General features: G+C 56.1%; 18 protein-coding genes and 2 tRNA genes. 14 read left to right on the forward strand and 6 right to left on the reverse strand.

All coding sequences use genetic code 11. The features are described 5' to 3' along the window. Nucleotides 1-43: 43 nt before the first annotated feature. Nucleotides 44-466, forward strand: coding sequence for an OsmC family protein (locus ACFQDM_RS16310; protein ID WP_377380891.1), 423 nt, complete (start codon nt 44-46; stop codon nt 464-466). Between the two features lie 270 nt (nt 467-736). On the opposite strand, the gene ACFQDM_RS16315 is transcribed toward ACFQDM_RS16310, so the two are convergent. The 5 genes from ACFQDM_RS16315 to ACFQDM_RS16335 all read right to left on the reverse strand — a co-directional run bounded on the left by ACFQDM_RS16315 (nt 737) and on the right by ACFQDM_RS16335 (nt 5,493). Next, nucleotides 737-811 (reverse strand) — tRNA-Phe (locus ACFQDM_RS16315). A gap of 136 nt (nt 812-947) precedes the next feature. After that, nucleotides 948-1,751, reverse strand: coding sequence for a 23S rRNA (adenine(2030)-N(6))-methyltransferase RlmJ (gene rlmJ / locus ACFQDM_RS16320; protein ID WP_377380894.1), 804 nt, complete (start codon nt 1,749-1,751; stop codon nt 948-950). A 77-nt stretch (nt 1,752-1,828) separates the two neighbouring features. After that, a complete protein-coding gene (locus tag ACFQDM_RS16325; protein ID WP_377380897.1) occupies nt 1,829-3,610 on the reverse strand; it encodes a M28 family metallopeptidase in 1,782 nt (593 codons plus the stop codon). A gap of 76 nt (nt 3,611-3,686) precedes the next feature. Beyond that, nucleotides 3,687-4,535 (reverse strand): spermine/spermidine synthase domain-containing protein, encoded by an 849-nt coding sequence (locus tag ACFQDM_RS16330; protein WP_377380900.1) that lies wholly within the window; start codon nt 4,533-4,535, stop codon nt 3,687-3,689. A gap of 37 nt (nt 4,536-4,572) precedes the next feature. Beyond that, the gene (locus tag ACFQDM_RS16335) at nt 4,573-5,493 is read right to left on the reverse strand and encodes a pirin family protein (protein WP_377380902.1); all 921 of its coding nucleotides are present in this window, start codon (nt 5,491-5,493) and stop codon (nt 4,573-4,575) included. A gap of 86 nt (nt 5,494-5,579) precedes the next feature. On the opposite strand from ACFQDM_RS16335, the gene ACFQDM_RS16340 reads away from it, so the two are divergent. The 7 genes from ACFQDM_RS16340 to ACFQDM_RS16370 all read left to right on the forward strand — a co-directional run bounded on the left by ACFQDM_RS16340 (nt 5,580) and on the right by ACFQDM_RS16370 (nt 12,111). Then, nucleotides 5,580-6,197, forward strand: a complete 618-nt coding sequence (locus tag ACFQDM_RS16340) for a uracil-DNA glycosylase family protein (protein ID WP_377380905.1) — start codon at nt 5,580-5,582, stop codon at nt 6,195-6,197. Next, nucleotides 6,101-7,153: an alpha/beta hydrolase gene (locus ACFQDM_RS16345; protein ID WP_377380906.1), complete on the forward strand. Its 1,053-nt coding sequence runs from the start codon at nt 6,101-6,103 to the stop codon at nt 7,151-7,153. Before ACFQDM_RS16340 ends, ACFQDM_RS16345 begins: the two co-directional genes overlap by 97 nt. Nucleotides 7,154-7,227: 74 nt before the next feature. Further along, nucleotides 7,228-8,232: a hypothetical protein gene (locus ACFQDM_RS16350; protein WP_377380909.1), complete on the forward strand. Its 1,005-nt coding sequence runs from the start codon at nt 7,228-7,230 to the stop codon at nt 8,230-8,232. 93 nt (nt 8,233-8,325) lie between these two features. Next, the gene (locus tag ACFQDM_RS16355) at nt 8,326-9,360 is read left to right on the forward strand and encodes a Glu/Leu/Phe/Val family dehydrogenase (RefSeq protein ID WP_377380912.1); all 1,035 of its coding nucleotides are present in this window, start codon (nt 8,326-8,328) and stop codon (nt 9,358-9,360) included. A gap of 156 nt (nt 9,361-9,516) precedes the next feature. Continuing rightward, nucleotides 9,517-9,747 carry a hypothetical protein gene (locus ACFQDM_RS16360; RefSeq protein WP_377380915.1) on the forward strand — a complete coding sequence of 77 codons (231 nt, stop codon included), beginning with the start codon at nt 9,517-9,519 and terminating at the stop codon, nt 9,745-9,747. Between the two features lie 86 nt (nt 9,748-9,833). Continuing rightward, a complete protein-coding gene (locus tag ACFQDM_RS16365; protein WP_377380917.1) occupies nt 9,834-10,871 on the forward strand; it encodes an FAD-dependent oxidoreductase in 1,038 nt (345 codons plus the stop codon). Between the two features lie 67 nt (nt 10,872-10,938). Then, a complete protein-coding gene (locus ACFQDM_RS16370; RefSeq protein ID WP_377380920.1) occupies nt 10,939-12,111 on the forward strand; it encodes an acyl-CoA dehydrogenase family protein in 1,173 nt (390 codons plus the stop codon). Here ACFQDM_RS16370 and ACFQDM_RS16375 read toward each other — a convergent pair. Continuing rightward, nucleotides 12,108-12,473, reverse strand: a complete 366-nt coding sequence (locus ACFQDM_RS16375; RefSeq protein ID WP_377380923.1) for a thiol-disulfide oxidoreductase DCC family protein — start codon at nt 12,471-12,473, stop codon at nt 12,108-12,110. The genes ACFQDM_RS16370 and ACFQDM_RS16375 overlap by 4 nt on opposite strands. Before the next feature lie 142 nt (nt 12,474-12,615). Between ACFQDM_RS16375 and panB the strand changes: the two genes are divergently transcribed. The 6 genes from panB to ACFQDM_RS16405 all read left to right on the forward strand — a co-directional run bounded on the left by panB (nt 12,616) and on the right by ACFQDM_RS16405 (nt 17,387). Continuing rightward, nucleotides 12,616-13,449 (forward strand): 3-methyl-2-oxobutanoate hydroxymethyltransferase, encoded by an 834-nt coding sequence (panB, locus tag ACFQDM_RS16380; RefSeq protein WP_377380925.1) that lies wholly within the window; start codon nt 12,616-12,618, stop codon nt 13,447-13,449. Between the two features lie 71 nt (nt 13,450-13,520). Next, nucleotides 13,521-14,186, forward strand: coding sequence for a tetratricopeptide repeat protein (locus ACFQDM_RS16385; RefSeq protein ID WP_377380928.1), 666 nt, complete (start codon nt 13,521-13,523; stop codon nt 14,184-14,186). Then, the gene (locus ACFQDM_RS16390; RefSeq protein WP_377380930.1) at nt 14,183-15,559 is read left to right on the forward strand and encodes a PQQ-binding-like beta-propeller repeat protein; all 1,377 of its coding nucleotides are present in this window, start codon (nt 14,183-14,185) and stop codon (nt 15,557-15,559) included. Before ACFQDM_RS16385 ends, ACFQDM_RS16390 begins: the two co-directional genes overlap by 4 nt. Before the next feature lie 6 nt (nt 15,560-15,565). Next, nucleotides 15,566-16,960, forward strand: coding sequence for a ribosome biogenesis GTPase Der (gene der / locus ACFQDM_RS16395; RefSeq protein ID WP_377380933.1), 1,395 nt, complete (start codon nt 15,566-15,568; stop codon nt 16,958-16,960). Between the two features lie 63 nt (nt 16,961-17,023). After that, nucleotides 17,024-17,100, forward strand: a tRNA-His gene (locus ACFQDM_RS16400). 95 nt (nt 17,101-17,195) lie between these two features. Further along, entirely contained in the window at nt 17,196-17,387 is a 192-nt protein-coding gene (locus ACFQDM_RS16405) for a hypothetical protein (protein ID WP_377380936.1), read from the forward strand. Nucleotides 17,388-17,559: the final 172 nt, after the last annotated feature.

Raw genomic sequence — 17,559 nt, forward strand, 5'->3', positions numbered from 1 at the left:
CAGCTTTGCTTATCCAGAGCGCTTCAGATGCTGGAGAAAGACTATGGATGTTCGCGTAAAATGGATCGAAGAGCGCAGCTTCGTCGGAGCTTGCGAGAGCGGACACAAGATTGCGTTCGGTGCGGTTGGATCTGATGGGACCAAGCCTGGCCCGAGCCCAATGGAACTGATCCTGATGGGGACCGGTGGTTGCTCTGTATATGATGTCGTCGCCATTCTGGAAAAGGGGCGGCAGGCCGTGGAGAATGTCGAGGTCGAACTTCATGCAGACCGGGCGGAAACGGACCCGAAGATTTTTACCCGCATTCACATGCATTTCATTGTGAAGGGACGAAAGCTCGATGAGAAACGCGTAGCGCGTGCCATTGAGTTGTCGATTGAGAAATACTGCTCAGCGTCTGCAATGATGCAGAAGTCGGCCGAGCTGACGCATGATTTCGAAATCATCGACACGAGCGATGTCTGAATGGGTTTCAGACATTGTCGTGCGGATGGTCAGGGAATCGCAAAAGCGCCAGCTGGCGTCTCGTGGATCCGAATAGCTAAGTCGTCGCGACCGACACAAAACCAGAACAAATTTCCCGACCTTGGGTGCGATTGGGGTGCTATGATTTGCCGAGACGGTGAAAAACCTCAGTAAATTCAACGTAACTCGGCGTAACTCTGGAAAAAGCGCAAAGCCCAAAACAGCACCAGAAGAACACCGTGTAACATCTTGTTTTATATGGAAAAATAATGGTGCCCGGGGGCGGATTTGAACCACCGACACGCGGATTTTCAATCCGCTGCTCTACCCCTGAGCTACCCGGGCAATTTGGGGTACGCTTTTGCAAGCGAGAGGGCTGTATAGTTGGGAGAAGGCGCGCTGTCCATCACCTTCTCGATGGTTTTTCGACTTTTTTTCATTCCCTTTCCGAGGCGCCGTATTTGCGCGGGTTCGGAGCGTTTCAGCCTTGCTGTGCCCAGAGGGTTTCGCAGATATCGGCAATCTTGGCAGAGTCCTCAACGGCCTTTTGCGGGATGCGATAGCTGATCATGGCCGTGCCCGCGAGCGCGGAACGGGAATCAGGATCATCCGGCCAGCGTGCGCCCGAAATACCGCCCGGTGCGAGATCAGCGAGATAGGCACCGAATTCGTCCTCGCGATTGTCCTTGAACAATGGCAGCCAGATCATGATGATGGCATTTGGCCAGCGACGAAGTGCCCGCGGCACCCAGTCGACCAGTGCTTCCAGATCATCCATGGTTTCATAGCTCGGGTCGATCAGAACAACCATCTGCTCCTTGCCGCGCGGTGCCAGAGAGAGCGCGCCGCGATACCCATCCGCTTTACGGATCTGGACGCGGTCATCATCTTTGAAATTTGTCTCCAGATGCGCGATCTCCTGCGGATGCAGTTCGAAGAACGCCATGCGGTCTGTCTTTCGCAGGATCGAGCCGGCAATCTTTGGAGACCCTGGATAGAACTGTAGCTTATCGCCAGGGTTCACCTTTTTCACTTCGTCCAGATGAGGGGCGAGGAGAGGCGGCGTGCGCTTCAGGTTCCAGAGCTGGCCGATCCCTTCCGGGTATTCTGCGCCTTTCTGAGCCTCTTTGGAGGACAGATCGTAAAGGCCGCGAGCGGCATGCGTCTCCACATAGAAAATGGGCTGCTTATCCTTCACCAGTGTGTTCAGCACATTGCAAAGCACGGCGTGCTTGAGAAGGTCGGCGCGATTGCCTGCGTGATAGACGTGTTGATAGCTCAGCATAATAATCAGGGTCTCAGAACAAGAAGAGGCCCGCAACAGGCGGGCCTCTCGAAATCATATCTTATCGGGCGAAAGCCTTATTCGCCAGCGGCTTCGAGATCAGCCTTGCGAATGGCTTCAAACTCATTGCCTTCATACCAGGTTGGCCATTCCTCGGAGTTTGCGATGATGTCGCCAACTTCGTAGAGCGCCTGAATGTCTTCTTCCATGCCGGTGAGGACCCAGTTCTCGGAATACTCATCCTGTGGCTTGTGATAGCGCAGATTGGTGTATTCAGAACCCAGCTGAGCGCCAGCTTCCTTGCCGCCTTCACGCAGATCGTCGCCGCCGTCCGCATACAGCATCGGAATGCCTTTCTTGGCGTAGCTGATATGGTCTGAGCGGTAGAAATAGCCGTTCTGCGGCAGTGGGTCTGGTGTCACCACGCGGTCCTGGCCTTCCAGCACACCTGTCAGAATGTCTTCGAGTTCAGATGCGCCATACCCCACAACAACCATGTTTTTCGACGGTCCCATTGGGAGCATGCCATCCATGTTGATGCCGGCGACGATTTCGTGGCTCGGCACGATCGGGTTTTCCGCCATGTAGGCCGATCCGAGCAGGCCGGACTCTTCAAGCGTCACGGATGCAAACAGCACAGAGCGTTTCGTGCCTTCAGCGGCCATTTTTTCCGCGATATCCAGAAGACCAGAGACACCGGTCGCGTTATCCACCGCACCGTTATAGATCTTGTCATCCTGGAAGGTGAAGGTCTTGGAATTTGCCGGCGTTTCAGCTTTGCCAAGGTGGTCCCAGTGCGCCGTGTACAGCACATACTCGTCCGGCGCTTCGCTGCCTTCGATCATGCCCACAACGTTACGGGACGTTGCTTTATCGACCGTCTGGACGATCTTGCCAGACGCTTTCAGCTCGCCCATGTCGACCGGCTTGAAGCCAGGCTTGGTGGCGGCTTCTTTCATCTCGTCAAAGTCGAGACCGGCCTCTTCGAACAGTTTGCGGGCGACATCCGATGTGACCCAGCCTTCCATCATGGCACGATCTTCGCCGCCATTGGAGCGGACGAGGTCTGCCTGAGCGCCGGTCCATGAATTACGGACCACATCCCAGCCATAGGCAGCTGGCGCTGTCTCGTGGACAACGATCGCAGCCGTCACGCCCTGACGCGCCGCTTCTTCATACTTGTATGTCCAGCGACCGTAATAGGTCATGGCATTGCCGTTGAAGAGCTCCGGGTCCTGGGTCGCAAAGCCCGGATCATTGACGAGAATGACAACGGTTTTGCCATCTGTGTCGAGGCCTTCATAATCGTTCCAGTCATACTCTGGCGCGACGGCGCCATAGCCGACGAACACCACGTCAGAGTCTGAGAAATCGAGTTCCATCTCTTCCTGGCGCTTCGTCCAGATGACGGTTTCTTCGCCATTGACGAATGGCGCTGCATCTTCAGCCGAAGAGATTGTGAGATAGGACTGGTCGGCATCGACGGTCTGGTTGACCATTTCGACAGTCTGGAACCAGCTGCCATCAACCGCAGGCTTCAGACCGACACGTTCCATTTCAGCGGCAACCCAGTCAGCAGCCTTTTCGCCGTTTTCCTGGCCTGGCCCGCGACCTTCATAGGTGTCATCGGCAAGAATGGAGATGCGTGTGCCCAGATCAGCGGCTGTAATCTCAGTGGTGGTATCTTCAGGAAGCGGCAGAAGGAGCTCGCCATAAGCGGCTTCCGTGCTGGCTTCAGGTGTCGTCGTTTCGGCAGCGTCTGGCGTCGACGTGTCTGCTTCTGGCGCAGGTGCTTCAGAACCTGAATCACAGGCTGCGAGCATGAGCGCGAGGCAGGATGTTGCGAGAATTCGTTTCATCAAGGTGGCCCCTTTGCTTGAATGGGCAAATGTGTGGCACGCCCTGCCGGGATCGGCAAGGCGAGCCCGGTGCTCATCACTTCTTGAGCATCGCTTTCACATTGTTCGGCAGCGCAAGCGCGCCCGAGGCAATGTCCATGTTGAAATAGACAAGGCGGTCTTCTGGCACGTGCTGATATTTCGGTGTCAGATCATTGTCGTCGCTGAAAATGCCGCCGCACCAGTCACCGGAAATGTAGAAAGGTGTCGGCATCAGGAATGGTTTGAAGTGTGTGAACAGGTCTGCGAGCCGGTGGTACATCAGCTCCATGCCATTGGAATAGAAGGTCGGGCTGCCAAGCATCTGGCAGGTCACACCGCCAGGCTTCAGAGCTTTTTTGATGTTTGCATAGAACTCATCCGTGACGAGTGGGTTTGCGGTCTGTGCGCCAGCATGGGCCTCTTCGCACACATCGGTGGAGTCGATGATGATCGCGTCAAACACACCATCCTGCGCAGCGAGATAGGCTGCGCCGTCACCGATTTCGATTTCAACGCGTGGATCATCCAGACCAGCTGTCAGCTCGGGCAAATGCTCTTTCGACATGCGCACGACAGCTTCATCAAGTTCAGCCAGAACGATGCGTTTCAGGCCGTCATACTTTGCCAGTTCCGTGACCGTGCCACCGTCGCCGCCGCCAATGACGAGAACCGATTTCGGGTTCTCGATGCAGGCGAGGGGGATGTGCACCATGTGCTCGTGATAGACAAAGTGTGTGTCTTCCGAGAGCATGAGAACATCATCGATTAGCATGACATTGCCATGCGTTTCGGTCTTCACGATCTTGATGTCCTGCCACTCTGTGGCTTCATGAGCGACAAGTTCACCCTCGACAAAGGAGCCGTAGGATGCGGTGTGCTGGTCGTCGAATCTTTGTTTGGTCATGGGAAATTCTTAAGTCCAAGACAGATGCGCGGCAAGTTTAGCTGCCAGGTTGGGGCTCAGCTTCCGGATCACCGGGAAGCGGGATGTATTCGTGCTCATTCGGCGGCATTGTAAAGGGTGTATCGACCCAACCACCTGCGATAGATGCGCGCCAGTCCGCTTTTGCCTGCTCAATGCGGTCTTTGTCTGAGGCAACAAAGTTCCATTCGATATACCGCGGACCATCCATCGGGGCGCCGCCTGCCAGCATGACCTTCGTGTCTGCGGTGAGGGAGATGGCGGGCATGGGGCCAGCTTCCAGAATGATCATCTGACCTTCTGTGTAGATCTGACCGTCGAATGTCATTTCACCAGTCACCACATAAAGGCAGCGTTCTTCGAAGTCTGGCAGGTCGACGCGGCCTTCTGAGATGGCGTCATATGCGACGTAGATAATCGGGTGCGGGTAATCGACCGGGGATGTCATGTCATAGGCGCTGCCTGCAATGACGCGCGTGTTGATGCCATTGATCAGTTTTTCCGGCAGGGTGTCGGCCGGGTGATGATCGAAGCGCGGATCGACCTCTTCATGAGATTTTGGCAGGGCGACCCAGGTCTGTATGCCGTGCAGCGTCTGTCCGGACTTGATGAGGTCGTCAGGAGAGCGCTCGGAATGGGAAATGCCTTTGCCGGCCGTCATCCAGTTTGCTGCACCAGGGCGTATCTCGATTTCGGTGCCAACGGTATCGCGGTGAAGCAGGCCGCCTTCAAACAGATAGGTGATCGTTGCCAGACAGACATGCGGGTGCGGACGTACATCCACCGATGTTCCCGGGGCGAAATCGGCCGGGCCCATATGATCAAAGAAAATGAACGGACCAACCATGCGCTGCTTATGGCTTGGCAGCACGCGACGAACTGAAAAGGCACCGAGGCTCCGCTGTTTTGATTCCAGCAGCAGTTTGACGTTTGATGACATGAGTGGTCCTCCCAAGGTCCATTTGCAGTCCGCCTCTTGCGCTCTGCATTCTGCATACAAGCTATGACAGTGTGATGGCGGGAACTATGTCGAAGTCGGAAATTCAATCTTTCCTTGCGCGTATGCGGGCATGTGAGCTCTGCCGTCAGGCAGAAAAGCCACTGCCGCATGCACCGAACCCGGTGTTTCAGATGGCGCCCACAGCGCGGATTCTGGTTGCAGGACAGGCGCCCGGTAATCTCGCCAATCAGACCACCAAGACCTTTAACGATCCATCCGGTGTGCGCCTGCGAGACTGGATGGGGATTGATGACGATATTTTCTATGACGCGCGTAAGGTCGCTGTACTGCCCATGGGCTTCTGTTTCCCCGGGTATGCGCCCTCAGGCGGGGATCTTCCGCCCAGAAAAGAATGCGCGCCTCATTGGCGCCAAAAAGCGCTGGACTATCTTCCCAATATTGAGGTGACCTTGCTGATTGGCGGCTATGCGCAAGCCTGGCATCTGAAGGACCGATATCAAGGCAGCGTCACGAGGACTGTTGAGCATTGGCAAGATTATGCACCGAGTGTTTTTCCCGTTCCCCATCCAAGCTGGCGAAATAATGCATGGCTGAAGAAGCATCCCTGGTTCGAGACCGATTTGCTGCCGGAACTTCGCGCCGCCATTGGGCGGGCCTTGTCGTCCTCTGCTGCGGAATCCTGATCCTGCTTGGCGCGTGTGCCACGCCGCGTTTTCCTGACTACCCGGTGGAGACCATGGTTATGCCGAAACTGGAACCGCAGAACAATCGTCTCGTAACCTTTGACGGCGAGGAACTTGGCCTGACGATCTGGGGTCAGGAGATTGAAGATCCGGACTATGTCGTCGTGGGTGTCCACGGCATGAATGATTATGCCAATGCATTTCACATGGCGGCGCCCTGGTGGGCGGAGCGCGGCGTGCGCACCTATGCCTATGATCAACGCGGCTTTGGGCGCTCCTTTGGTCGAGGAAGTTGGCAGAATGAAGACGCGATGCGCGAAGACCTCAGGACAGTGATTGAGCTCGTGCGCGCCGAGCATCCGGATGCAACGCTCACCGTTGTTGGCATTTCCATGGGCGGGGCCGTCGCCATGACGGCATTCGGCGGCGAACATCCACCACAGGCAGATCGCCTGATTCTGTCAGGGCCGGGGCTCAGAGGCTGGGGCGCGATACCCATGTATCAGCGCGCGGCCCTTGAAGTCTCTACACGTGTCCGGCCGGGCTGGGTGGTCGTGCCGCCGCGTGGGCTCGTGAAAATCGAACCAACCGACAATATCGAAATGCTGCGCCGGACATGGGAAGACCCGCTGATGCTGCGCGACAATCGGATCGATCAGGTCTATGGCGTTGTGAGTTTGATGGAGCGCGCCCATCAGCGAGCGCCAAATCTGCCGGAAAATACGCTGCTGCTATATGGTGCCAAGGATATCGTCATTCCGGAGAAAGGGCTTCGCCGCACCGCGCCCCGGCTGCCAGCTCACGTGACCACAGCTTACTATGCCAATGGGTATCATATGCTGATGCGCGACCTGCAGGCAGAAACCGTCTGGCGCGATCAGCTCTCCTTCATGAAGGACCCCGACGCGCCGCTGCCATCGGCTGCGCCAGAACTGCCATGGCGGAAAAATAACTGAGTAAACAGAAGGTCAATTTTAATCTTTCCGTCCCATAAGTGTCTCAAACAGAGATTGGACGAGCCTGAGTATCCATGGTCGCGGCCCTGAAAAAATTTGTACCCGATGATTTTGCCGGGCGCTTTGGCGCGTGGTGGAATGGTCGTGAGTATGTGCCGTCAGGGGACGAAGAGGCCAGCGAGCCTGTTGCAGATAACGATCCCGTTCCTGATGAGCTTGTTTCTGAAGAGGCAGAAAAGCCAGCCAGGAAATCTCCTGATAAACCGAAAGCGAAACCAGCGCCTGCAGACACGCAGGGCGGTGTGCTTTCACCAACAGAATCGCGCATCGCAGCGCTTGAGGTCCTGTGGGGTGAAGGCCGTTTCGCGCCAGGCAGCGCTGAAATCCTTTCACGTCTGACCGATGGTATGAAACCGGCCGAAGCCGGCATGGATAGCCGCTTTGGTGTCGTGAACGGTGATCCGGCCCTCGTGTCGCATCTGATGGGAACAAGCGGATCTTGTCCTGTCATTGCGGAATGGCGTCGCCCATGTGCGGATCGGTTCAAGCTTCAGTTTGCCGATTTTGACATTCTGTTCGGTGATCTGGATCGACCTTCATTTGAACCTGGATCGCTTGATCTTCTGGTCAGTACCGATGCGTTCGCGTTTTCCGATCACAAGTCTGGTCTCGCCGTGCGCGCGCTGCGTTCACTCGCGCCGGGTGGACAGTGGATTGTGCTCGATACGGTGCGCGGAAAAGCGAAGGGAAGCCTGTCGCCAGCCTTTGCGTCGGCCTGGGCTGAGCCTCAGATCTGTGATGACCATGAAATCATCGAAGTTTGCGAGTCCGCAGGCTTTGACCAGTCTGGTGATGAAGACGATCTGTCCGGCGACGTCATCCAGGCCAGCCGAACCGCGTTCGAACGGTTTGGTCAAAACCTGGAAGACAAGCTGGGTGAACGTATCCATCAGGTCAACAAGGCGGTTTTCATGCGCGAGCTCGCATGGGAAGCTGAATCCTGGAAATGGCGAGAGCGCGCACTCGCCGGTGAATTGATCCATTCCAAAATGTGGAAGTTCCGCAAACCTGCAGAATAATTAAGGTCAAAACACACGCCTCAGCCTTGCCTTGGGGCAAGATTGCTGCAAAAGCGCCCCATCTATCGAAATAACATCCTGAGGAATACGGCTATGTTCGATCATCCAGCCTATGATGCTCACGAAAGCGTTCACATGTTTCATGACGCTGAAACCGGGCTACGTGGCATGATCGCAATTCACTCCACTCATCTCGGGCCGGCTGCGGGCGGCTGTCGTATGTGGAATTATGAGACCGGCATCGACATGTATCGTGATGTGCTGCGTCTCTCTCAGGGCATGTCTTACAAGAACGCTATGGCGGGGCTGCCGCTTGGAGGCGGCAAGGCCGTGATCTGGGGCAATGCGCGCGAAGACAAGACGCCGGACCTGTTCCGCGCATTTGGCCGCGCTGTCGACTCGCTCAACGGAACCTACTGGACGGCTGAGGATGTCGGCATCACGCCGCAGGATCTCGCCTATGCCAGCGAACACACGCGTTATGTTGCAGGTCTGGATGACGGCGAAGCAGCCAGCGGTGACCCATCACCTGTCACGGCTGAAGGGGTCTTCCGAGGTATCAAGGTCGCCATGGCGCACGCTTTCGGAAATGATGATCCAAAGGGACGCCGAATTGCGGTTCAAGGCATCGGCCATGTCGGCGCCGATGTCGTTCGCAAACTCACAAAGGCTGGCGCTGAGGTCATGATCGCGGATGTGGCGGCTGACCGCGTTGCCGACCTTGCCGCTGAGACGGGCGCAACAGCTGTCGATGTGGCAGATATTCTGTTTCAGGATGTGGATGTGGTTTCGCCGAATGCTCTCGGTGCGATCATTAATGAGGAAACCCTACCGCGACTCACCTGCAAGGTTATTGCAGGCGGTGCGAACAATCAGCTGAGTACGCCGGAAATGGGTGATGCCGTGAAAGAGCGCGGCATTCTCTATGCGCCGGACTATGTGATCAATGGTGGTGGTATCATCAACGTCGCCGCCGAGATCTCTGGTAAGTACAGTGCTGATTGGGTTGAGGGCAAACTCTCGCGTCTGATGCAGACACTGGACGAAGTTTTCAACGAATCGCTGCAAAGCAATCAGGCAACCAATCGCGTAGCCGATGCCATCGCGCGTCAACGCATTGGAAGGTAAGCCTGAGGAATAGAGGGTAACCTCTTGTTTTGTAAGGATTGTGTGTGTTGGCGGAAAAGTGCCTCTTAAATGCTTTTCCTCATCAGGGATCGCGGTTCGTCATAAAACCGCGATCTGAGAATGTTAGGGACCAGACGTAAGATCTGGGGGATGAAGATGTCGAATGTCGTTGTGCATGTCGCGGTGGGCGATCAGCAGGCGGAAACAAGATTTGCCGATGCGATGGAAACGTTCACACGAACGCAGACTTCCGGTGCAGGTGTGCAGGAAATCACCATCAAGGATGTGATGAGCGGCCAGTCTCATCGAAAAGCCGTGTCGTTTGCGGACCGTGAAGCGGCTAGCCAGTTCCTGTTGATCTGGCGTGGTCAGTCGCGTCGCCCGTAGGCGGACCGCTCTGATATGCCTGTGAGGGCGGCAGGTTTTCGAAATCGCCTATCGCCCTGCGCTGAAGACTGGTCTAAGTCGGGCCTATGTCGAGTTCTCCTGCCATCAGTCCGGACACAACCATCGCAATTGAGGGCGCGGGCATTATTGGCCTGTCGATCGCCTGGGGGCTGATACGGCGTGGGTTTCGGCCTATTATCTATGACCCCGGCGTGGATCAGGGCAAAGCAAGCTGGGCAGCAGCCGGCATGCTCTCTGCAGGATTTGAAGCGCTCATTGAGCCCGACTTCTCCAAAGATCTGCATCATCTCGCAGCGCATAGTCTGAGGCTCTGGCCCGAATTCTCCGCGACTTTGGAAAGCGATTCCGGCCAGCATATCTTCTTTCAGCATGGCCCCACGCTTGGGTTGCTGCCTCAGGAGAGCTTGTCGCTCCTGCAGAAGGATGAACGCGTACCGGGTGCGATCCGTCTGTCCGATCCGGCCATGGCGCTGAGCTATGTTCCCGAGCTGAATGCACGCGGCAAGGAAATGGTGCTGTTTGAGGATGATGCTCAGGTCGACAATCGCGCTGTTCTCAAGGCGCTGAAAACGGTCTGCCAGCCATTCTTTGCGCGCGAACGCAAAGCCCTGACCGAAGCTGATATTCTGGTGTCCTGCCGCGGCTGGCAAAGTCATGATGTGCGCCCCGTCAAAGGTCAGATGCTGTCGATCAAACCACGCGCCGACCATCCGAAAATTCCCGTTCGCTGGGGCGCTGCCTATATCGTACCGAAGCCCGACCGCGTGATCATCGGCGCGACGGTGGAACCGGACGAAACCGATCTGACAACCCAGTCAGAACGCCTGGATGCCATGTTTGCGGACGCAATCGCGTTTTGCCCGACGCTTGGTCACGATGTTGAGCGGATTGAGGAATGGGCCGGCCTTCGCCCGATGGCACGTCGTCAGCGACCGATGATTGGCTGGGTCAGCGCGAACAATTATGTTGCGACCGGGCATTATCGAAACGGCATCCTTCTGGCACCTGCCACAGCGGACCTCGTCATTCGTGACCTTCTGGGCGAGGTCGATGAAAATGAAAGCGTTCTGGCGGATTTGCGGCCTGATCAGGTTTCTCTTTAGGATCGCTCGCTTTTCCTCTGCCAAGGAACCATGTAAGGCAGGAGAAAAATAAGCGGGAGAGACGTTCATGTATCAGATTTTAGCGCCATCCGAGGACCAGATTGCCATCCGTGAGGCAGTCGCCAAAACCTGTGCGCAGTTTGATGACGAATACTGGCTGAAAACAGACGAGACCGGCGAATGGCCGGAAAAGTTCACCAAAGCCATGGCCGATGGCGGCTGGCTCGGCATCGCCATGCCGGAAGATGTTGGCGGTGCAGGCCTGGGCCTGACCGAGGCGGCTATCGTCATGCAGGCGGTCACCCGTTCCGGCGCAGGCTTTTCCGGCGCGTCGGCAATCCACCTGAATATCTTTGGACCAAAGCCGCTGGAGAAATTCGGCACACCGGAGCAGCGCACCGAGCACCTGCCGAAGATCATCTCCGGCGAGCAGAAAATGTGCTTCGCTGTGACCGAGCCAAATTCCGGTCTGGATACGTCTTCTCTGGAAACGCGCGCTGAGAAGACCAATTCCGGTTACACGATTTCAGGCCGCAAGATCTGGACGACCGGCGCGCAGCGCGCCGACAAGATCCTGATCATTGCGCGCACCACGCCGAAAGATCAGTGCGCCAAGCCATATCTCGGCCTGTCGCTGTTCTACACCGACTTCAATCGCGCAAAGATCGAAGCCAAGCCGATCCCGAAAATGGGGCGCAAGGCGGTCGAATGTAACATGCTCTTCTTTGATGGTCTGGAAGTTCCGAAAGAGGATTTGATCGGTGAAGAGGGGGCAGGCTTCAAATACCTGCTCCAGGGGCTGAACCCGGAACGGATTCTCTTCTGTGCGGAGGCTGTTGGCCTGGGTCAGGCAGCGCTTGAAAAGGCAGCTCAATACGCGAAAGAGCGCGTCGTGTTTGGCCGGCCGATTGGCCAGAATCAGGGCGTTGCACATCCGCTCGCAAAAGCATGGGCCGAACTTGAGGCCGCCAATTTGCTCGGCTTCAAGGGCGCGGCGCTCTATGATGCTGGCGAGGATTGCGGCGCAGAAGCGAATGCTGCGAAATATCTCGGCGCAGAAGCTGGTTTCAACGCCTGTGAGGCGGCCGTTCTGGCGCATGGTGGTATGGGCTATGCCAAAGAATATCATGTCGAGCGTTATATGCGTGAAGCCATGCTGGCACGCATCGCACCTGTCAGCCGCGAGATGATTCTGAACTATATCTCAGAGCGCGTTCTGGAGCTTCCGAAGAGCTATTAAGAGACCAGGCGTCCGATCAGCTTTTGTAAGGATGGTCGGATCGTCAGGAACGCGCCATAGACCCGGTTCAAAAGCCACCGGGTCGGCGCCCAGCGACCCAGCGGGCGCAACCAGACAAGATATGGAATCTGCGACCAGGCCTCCGTGAAGGCCTGTGCGCCATCGACGATTTCGCCATTTGCAAGCTGGACATGAAAACGTGCCATGAGCTGCTTTTGCGGGATCGGGCAGAACGCGTCTGCGCCCGGCGGTGAAATATCTAGAAACTGCAGGCGGTCTCGCGTTTCCAGACGGCGCAATAGTCCGATTTCGCGTGTGCAAAGCGGGCAGGCACCATCATAGAAGACCGTCATCTGACTCATGCGACCAATCTACTGCCTCGTGTGAAATCCCGACATGCGGCCCATTGATCCAGATCACTTCTGCAGAAGTTTCCGGCTTTGTGGTTTTCAGAATGCGCAATCCGCTTTAATCACGCAATCCTAGTCATAGTAGGAGTCCGCTGTGTCATCTCAAAAGCAAGTCCGCCGCAAAACGGTTAAAGATATTGCCAAGGCCAAGAAGGGCGATCCTCTTGTTTGCCTGACGGCTTATGATGCGCCGCGTGCGGCATTGATCGACCCGTATTGCGATCTCATTCTGGTGGGTGACAGCGTCGGCATGGTCGTCCACGGACTCGATTCGACGGTTGGCGTGACCATGGAGATGATGATCCTGCACGGCAAAGCGGTGATGAGAGGCTCTGAAGAGGCCTTTGTTGTCGTGGATATGCCGTTCGGCAGCTATGAGGCGGGCCCTGTACAGGCGTTTGAAAACGCTTCGCGCATCATGCAGGAAACAGGGTGCCAGGCGGTCAAGATTGAGAGCGGCACCTATGCTGGTGAAATCGTCTCCTTCCTCGTGGAACGCGGTATTCCGGTCATGGGACATGTCGGTCTGCGTCCGCAGGCAATTCATGTCGATGGCGGGTTCAAGGCCAAGGGGCGTTCAGGCGATGAGCGTCAGCGGGTGATCGACGAAGCCAAAGCGGCCGAAGCTGGCGGTGCTTTTGCCGTTGTGATTGAGGGGGTCGCAGAAGACCTCGCGCGCGAAATTACCGAACAGCTTTCGATTCCGACGGTCGGCATTGGCGCGAGCGCAGCTTGCGACGGTCAGATTCTGGTCATTGATGACATGCTGGGTATTTTCGACTGGACGCCGAAATTCGTTCGTCGTTATGGCGATGTGAAAGGCGAAATTGTCCGCTCCGTTGAGGCGTATGCATCCGATGTGAAGGCCCGAACCTTCCCCGGAGAGGCGGAAACCTACCAAATCAAAGCGAATCTGAGAAATTCGTAAAGATTCCACGCGTTGCTGGATGCGCATTCAGCGGCTAATGTCCGGTCGAACAGAATTCACAGGGTGCACGAGTGAGTGATATTTTTGAAGAAGTCGATGAGGCGGTGCTTCACGACAATGCCGCCAGAGTGTGGAAATGGCTTGGGCCGATCATCTATGTTCTGGTTGCCACGCTGATTCTGGGCGTTGCAGGCTATGAAGTCTACAAATGGCAGAAGGGAAAGAGCGACGCTCAAACGGCGGACACGTTCTTTTCAGCCCAGCAGGCGCTGGAGCAGAATGACTATGCTCTGGCTGAAGCGCTATTTGCCGATGTCGCTGAAAAGGAAAATGCTTACGGCGCTCTGGCGTCGCAATACCTTGCTCGTATTCAGATGACGGCGAAGGGCGATCGCGCAGCCGCAATTGAAAGCCTCAAAGCCGCAGCAGAAGGCGAGGGGGCGTTTGCGGATATTGCGCGTCTGAAGGCTGCCTATCTGATGTCATCGTCGGCGGAGCTCTCTGAGCTGCAGGTCTGGCTTGAGCCATTGGCTTCGGATGCGGATTCTCCTTACGCGTATCTTGCAGAAGAAACGATTGCCGCCCGTGCTTACGCCCTTGGGAATTATGAAGAAGCGCGCAGCCGCTATAACCGCATCTCTCTCGGTTTGGATGTGCCTCAGGGCGTACAGATGCGCGCCGAGCGGGCCGTTGGCGCGCTTGATGCTCTAATCGCGAAAAATGGAAATGCCTCATGATGACCACTCATAAACTGGGGGTTCTGGCCCTTTCCGCAGTCCTGCTGACTTCGTGTTCGACGATCAGCAACATGAACCCATTCAAGGGTGATGGGAAAGACGAAGCTGAGGCGGCCGAAAAAGCAGGCCGTATCGCCATGGTGTCTGCCGAGTCGGTTCTTCAGGCAGATCCGGAGCTTGTCAGCTCTGCGGTTATTCTGCCCGATATGGAGCCGGTAAATGCCTGGGAGCAGGCGGGACGTGGATCTGCGAAAGTGCCGGGCCATGTGCGCGCGGGCGAAGCGTTTGATGTCGCGTGGACATGGAGCCAGGGTTCCGGTTCAGATACCAATCGCGCGCTTTCGGCAGCGCCAGTCGCCGGAAACGGTAAAATCTATCTCATCGATGCCAAGCAGGTTGTCTTCGCGATTGATGCACAGACCGGCAAGACGGTCTGGAAAAAGGAGCTCAGCTCTGGCAGCAAACGCGACAAGCGAGCGTTTGGTGGTGGTCTCGCTCTGAAGGGTGACAAGCTGGTCATCGCATCTGGTTTTGGTTTTGTGTCCCTCGTTGATGCAAATACAGGCGCCGAGATCTGGAAAGAAGAAATGCAGGCGCCGATGACGGGTTCACCGACCATCGTAGACAACCGCATTTTCATCGCCTCCAACAATAACGAATTTTACGCGATGATGCTCGACGATGGGTCTGTCGAATGGACTGACCAGGCAATTGCCGAGTCTGCGCGCGTACTGTCGTCACCAAGCCCTGCAGGCATTGATGATTTTATCGTCGCGCCTTACTCCTCCGGCGAGGTGATTGCGTATCTTCCGTCTAACGGACGTCGACTGTGGTCAGACTCGCTGACACGCGCAGGCCGGTTTACGCCGATTTCCGCGATCAACGACATTGCCTCACGTCCGGTTCTGCGAAGCGGTCTTGTTTTCGCAACGAGCCAGTCTGGTGTTCTTGCAGCCATTGACGGGCGCTCCGGCTCTCGCATCTGGTCGCTGCCATTCGGATCCACACAGGCACCGAACGTGGTCGGTGATTACCTGTTTGCTGTGGGTGTGGATGCGCAACTGATTTGCGTTGAAGCCGCCTCTGGCCGCGTGGTCTGGGTGCAGCAGCTGGAAATGTTCCGCAAGCCCGAGAAAAACAAAGGCCGGATCAGCTATTCCGGTCCAATCCTGGCCTCTGGCAAGCTGGTGGTTGTATCCTCAGACGGGCGCCTTATCTCCTTCTCTCCGCAGACGGGTGAGGTGCTGGAAGAAAAACAGCTTGTGCGCATCGGTCGTTTTGGTGCAGATGCTGGGTTTTTCCTCGAGCCGATCGCCTATGATGGCCGTCTGATCCTGCTCGCGGACAATGGAACCCTGTTCTCGATAAGGTAAACCTGAATGACCCTGAAAGTGGCCATTGTTGGCCGCCCAAATGTTGGCAAGTCTACGCTGTTCAACCGTCTGGTGGGACAGCGTCTTGCTATTGTAGACGACCAGCCCGGCGTAACACGTGACCGGCGCGAGGCGTCTGCAGAACTTGCGGGCCTGAAATTCACGCTGATTGACACACCCGGATTCGAGGATGTTCGCGATGCTTCTTTGGAATCGCGTATGCGTGAACAGACCGAGCAGGCCATACGGGACGCCGATGTTTCGCTTTTCATCATCGATGCGCGCGCGGGTGTAACGCCTCTGGATGAGCGTTTTGCCGAGCTTTTGCGCAAGGTGAACAAGCCTGTCGTCGTCGCAGGCAATAAGTGTGAAGGCAAGGCCGGTGAAGACGGCTTGATGGAAGCTTATTCTCTGGGGTTCGGTGAGCCTGTTGGTTTGTCTGCTGAACATGGTGAGGGCATGGCAGACCTCTTTTCCGGCATCGTTCGCGTCGTACCTGAGGTACTGGACGAGGATGACGCTGTTGAGGAAGTGCACGAAGCCTTCGATCCGGACGCTGAAGAACTGCCCCCACCACCTCGCACAGCGCGCCTGATCGTGGTTGGCCGTCCGAATGCAGGCAAGTCGACCCTTATCAATACTTTGCTCCAGTCTGACCGTCTTCTGACGGGGCCGGAAGCGGGCATTACGCGCGACTCAATCGAGATCGAATGGTCCTATGAGGACCGGACGATCAAGCTGGTCGACACGGCTGGTTTGCGTAAAAAGGCGAAAGTCCACGAGCAGATCGAGCGTATGTCCACATCGGATACGATCCGTTCGATCCGGTTTGCGGATGTGGTCGCACTCGTCATGGATGCACGCGATGCCTTTGAGAAGCAGGACCTTCAGATCGCCGATCTGGTTCTACGTGAAGGGCGCGGTCTCGTGTTCGTACTCTCGAAATGGGATCTGATCGAAGATCATGACGCCCGCGCCAAAGAGCTGCGTGAAAAAGCAGGACGTCTGCTGCCAAACGCCAAGGGCGCACCGATTGTCTTTCTGTCTGGTCTGACCGGCAAGCGTATTGACCGGTTGATGCCAGCGGTCCTGTCGATGTTTGATGACTGGAATGCGCGGGTCAAAACGAATGACCTGAACGCGTGGCTCAAGCATGTGGTGGAACGTCACCCACCGCCATCGGTACACGGTAAGCCGATCAAGCCGAAATATATGAGCCAGATCAAGACGCGTCCGCCGACCTTTGTGCTTATGGCCAATCGCGGTGAGCATATGCCTGAAAGCTATAAGCGTTACCTGATCAATGGTTTGCGTGAGGCATTTGACCTGCCTGGCGTGCCAATCCGGCTGTTTGTCCGGCAGGGTAAGAACCCATACGCAAACAAGTCCGGAAAAGGCTGAATTCTGTCGCAAGTTTCTCTTGCGTTCAGCGTCGGCTCCGATTAGAAGACGCGTTCTCAACGTGCCGCCTTAGCTCAGTCGGTTAGAGCGCTAGATTGTGGATCTAGAGGTCCCCCGTTCGAACCGGGGAGGCGGTACCATTTCTCCCAAAATTCAACTTCGACCAATGTCCCATTCGGGAAGTCGGGATTTTGCGTCATGCTTGTCGAAAAAGACAAGCTTGGGAGGAATATGGATGAAAGCTCATCTCACTCTGGCGATCGGTATTCTGATGGCCGCGATCTTCGCTTATCGCGCAGCAAACGCATTTCTCGAGCCTGGAATAGGTCTGCTCGAAGCTTATGTGCTCGGCGGTCTGATCCTGGCGGGCTGGATGATGTTTTCCGGCTCAAGAGAGCTGCTGGAACGTCGGCGCGCGAGCCGGTAAGCTCGCTTATCCAATTCAAAATTCAGTATATTTTGCATCAGCGAAATATAGTCTCTCATTCTGCTGAATAGAGAGCGATCGGGCTTTGGTGAGAGAGCCGTATTATTGTGTTAATGCTTCGACCAAAGTCCACCTACAAAATTAAATAAAATACATGGAGCCTATAAGGGCG

Origin of the sequence: Ponticaulis profundi, assembly GCF_042659465.1 — a bacterium.
GTDB classification, from domain to species: Bacteria; Pseudomonadota; Alphaproteobacteria; order Caulobacterales; family Hyphomonadaceae; genus Ponticaulis; species Ponticaulis profundi.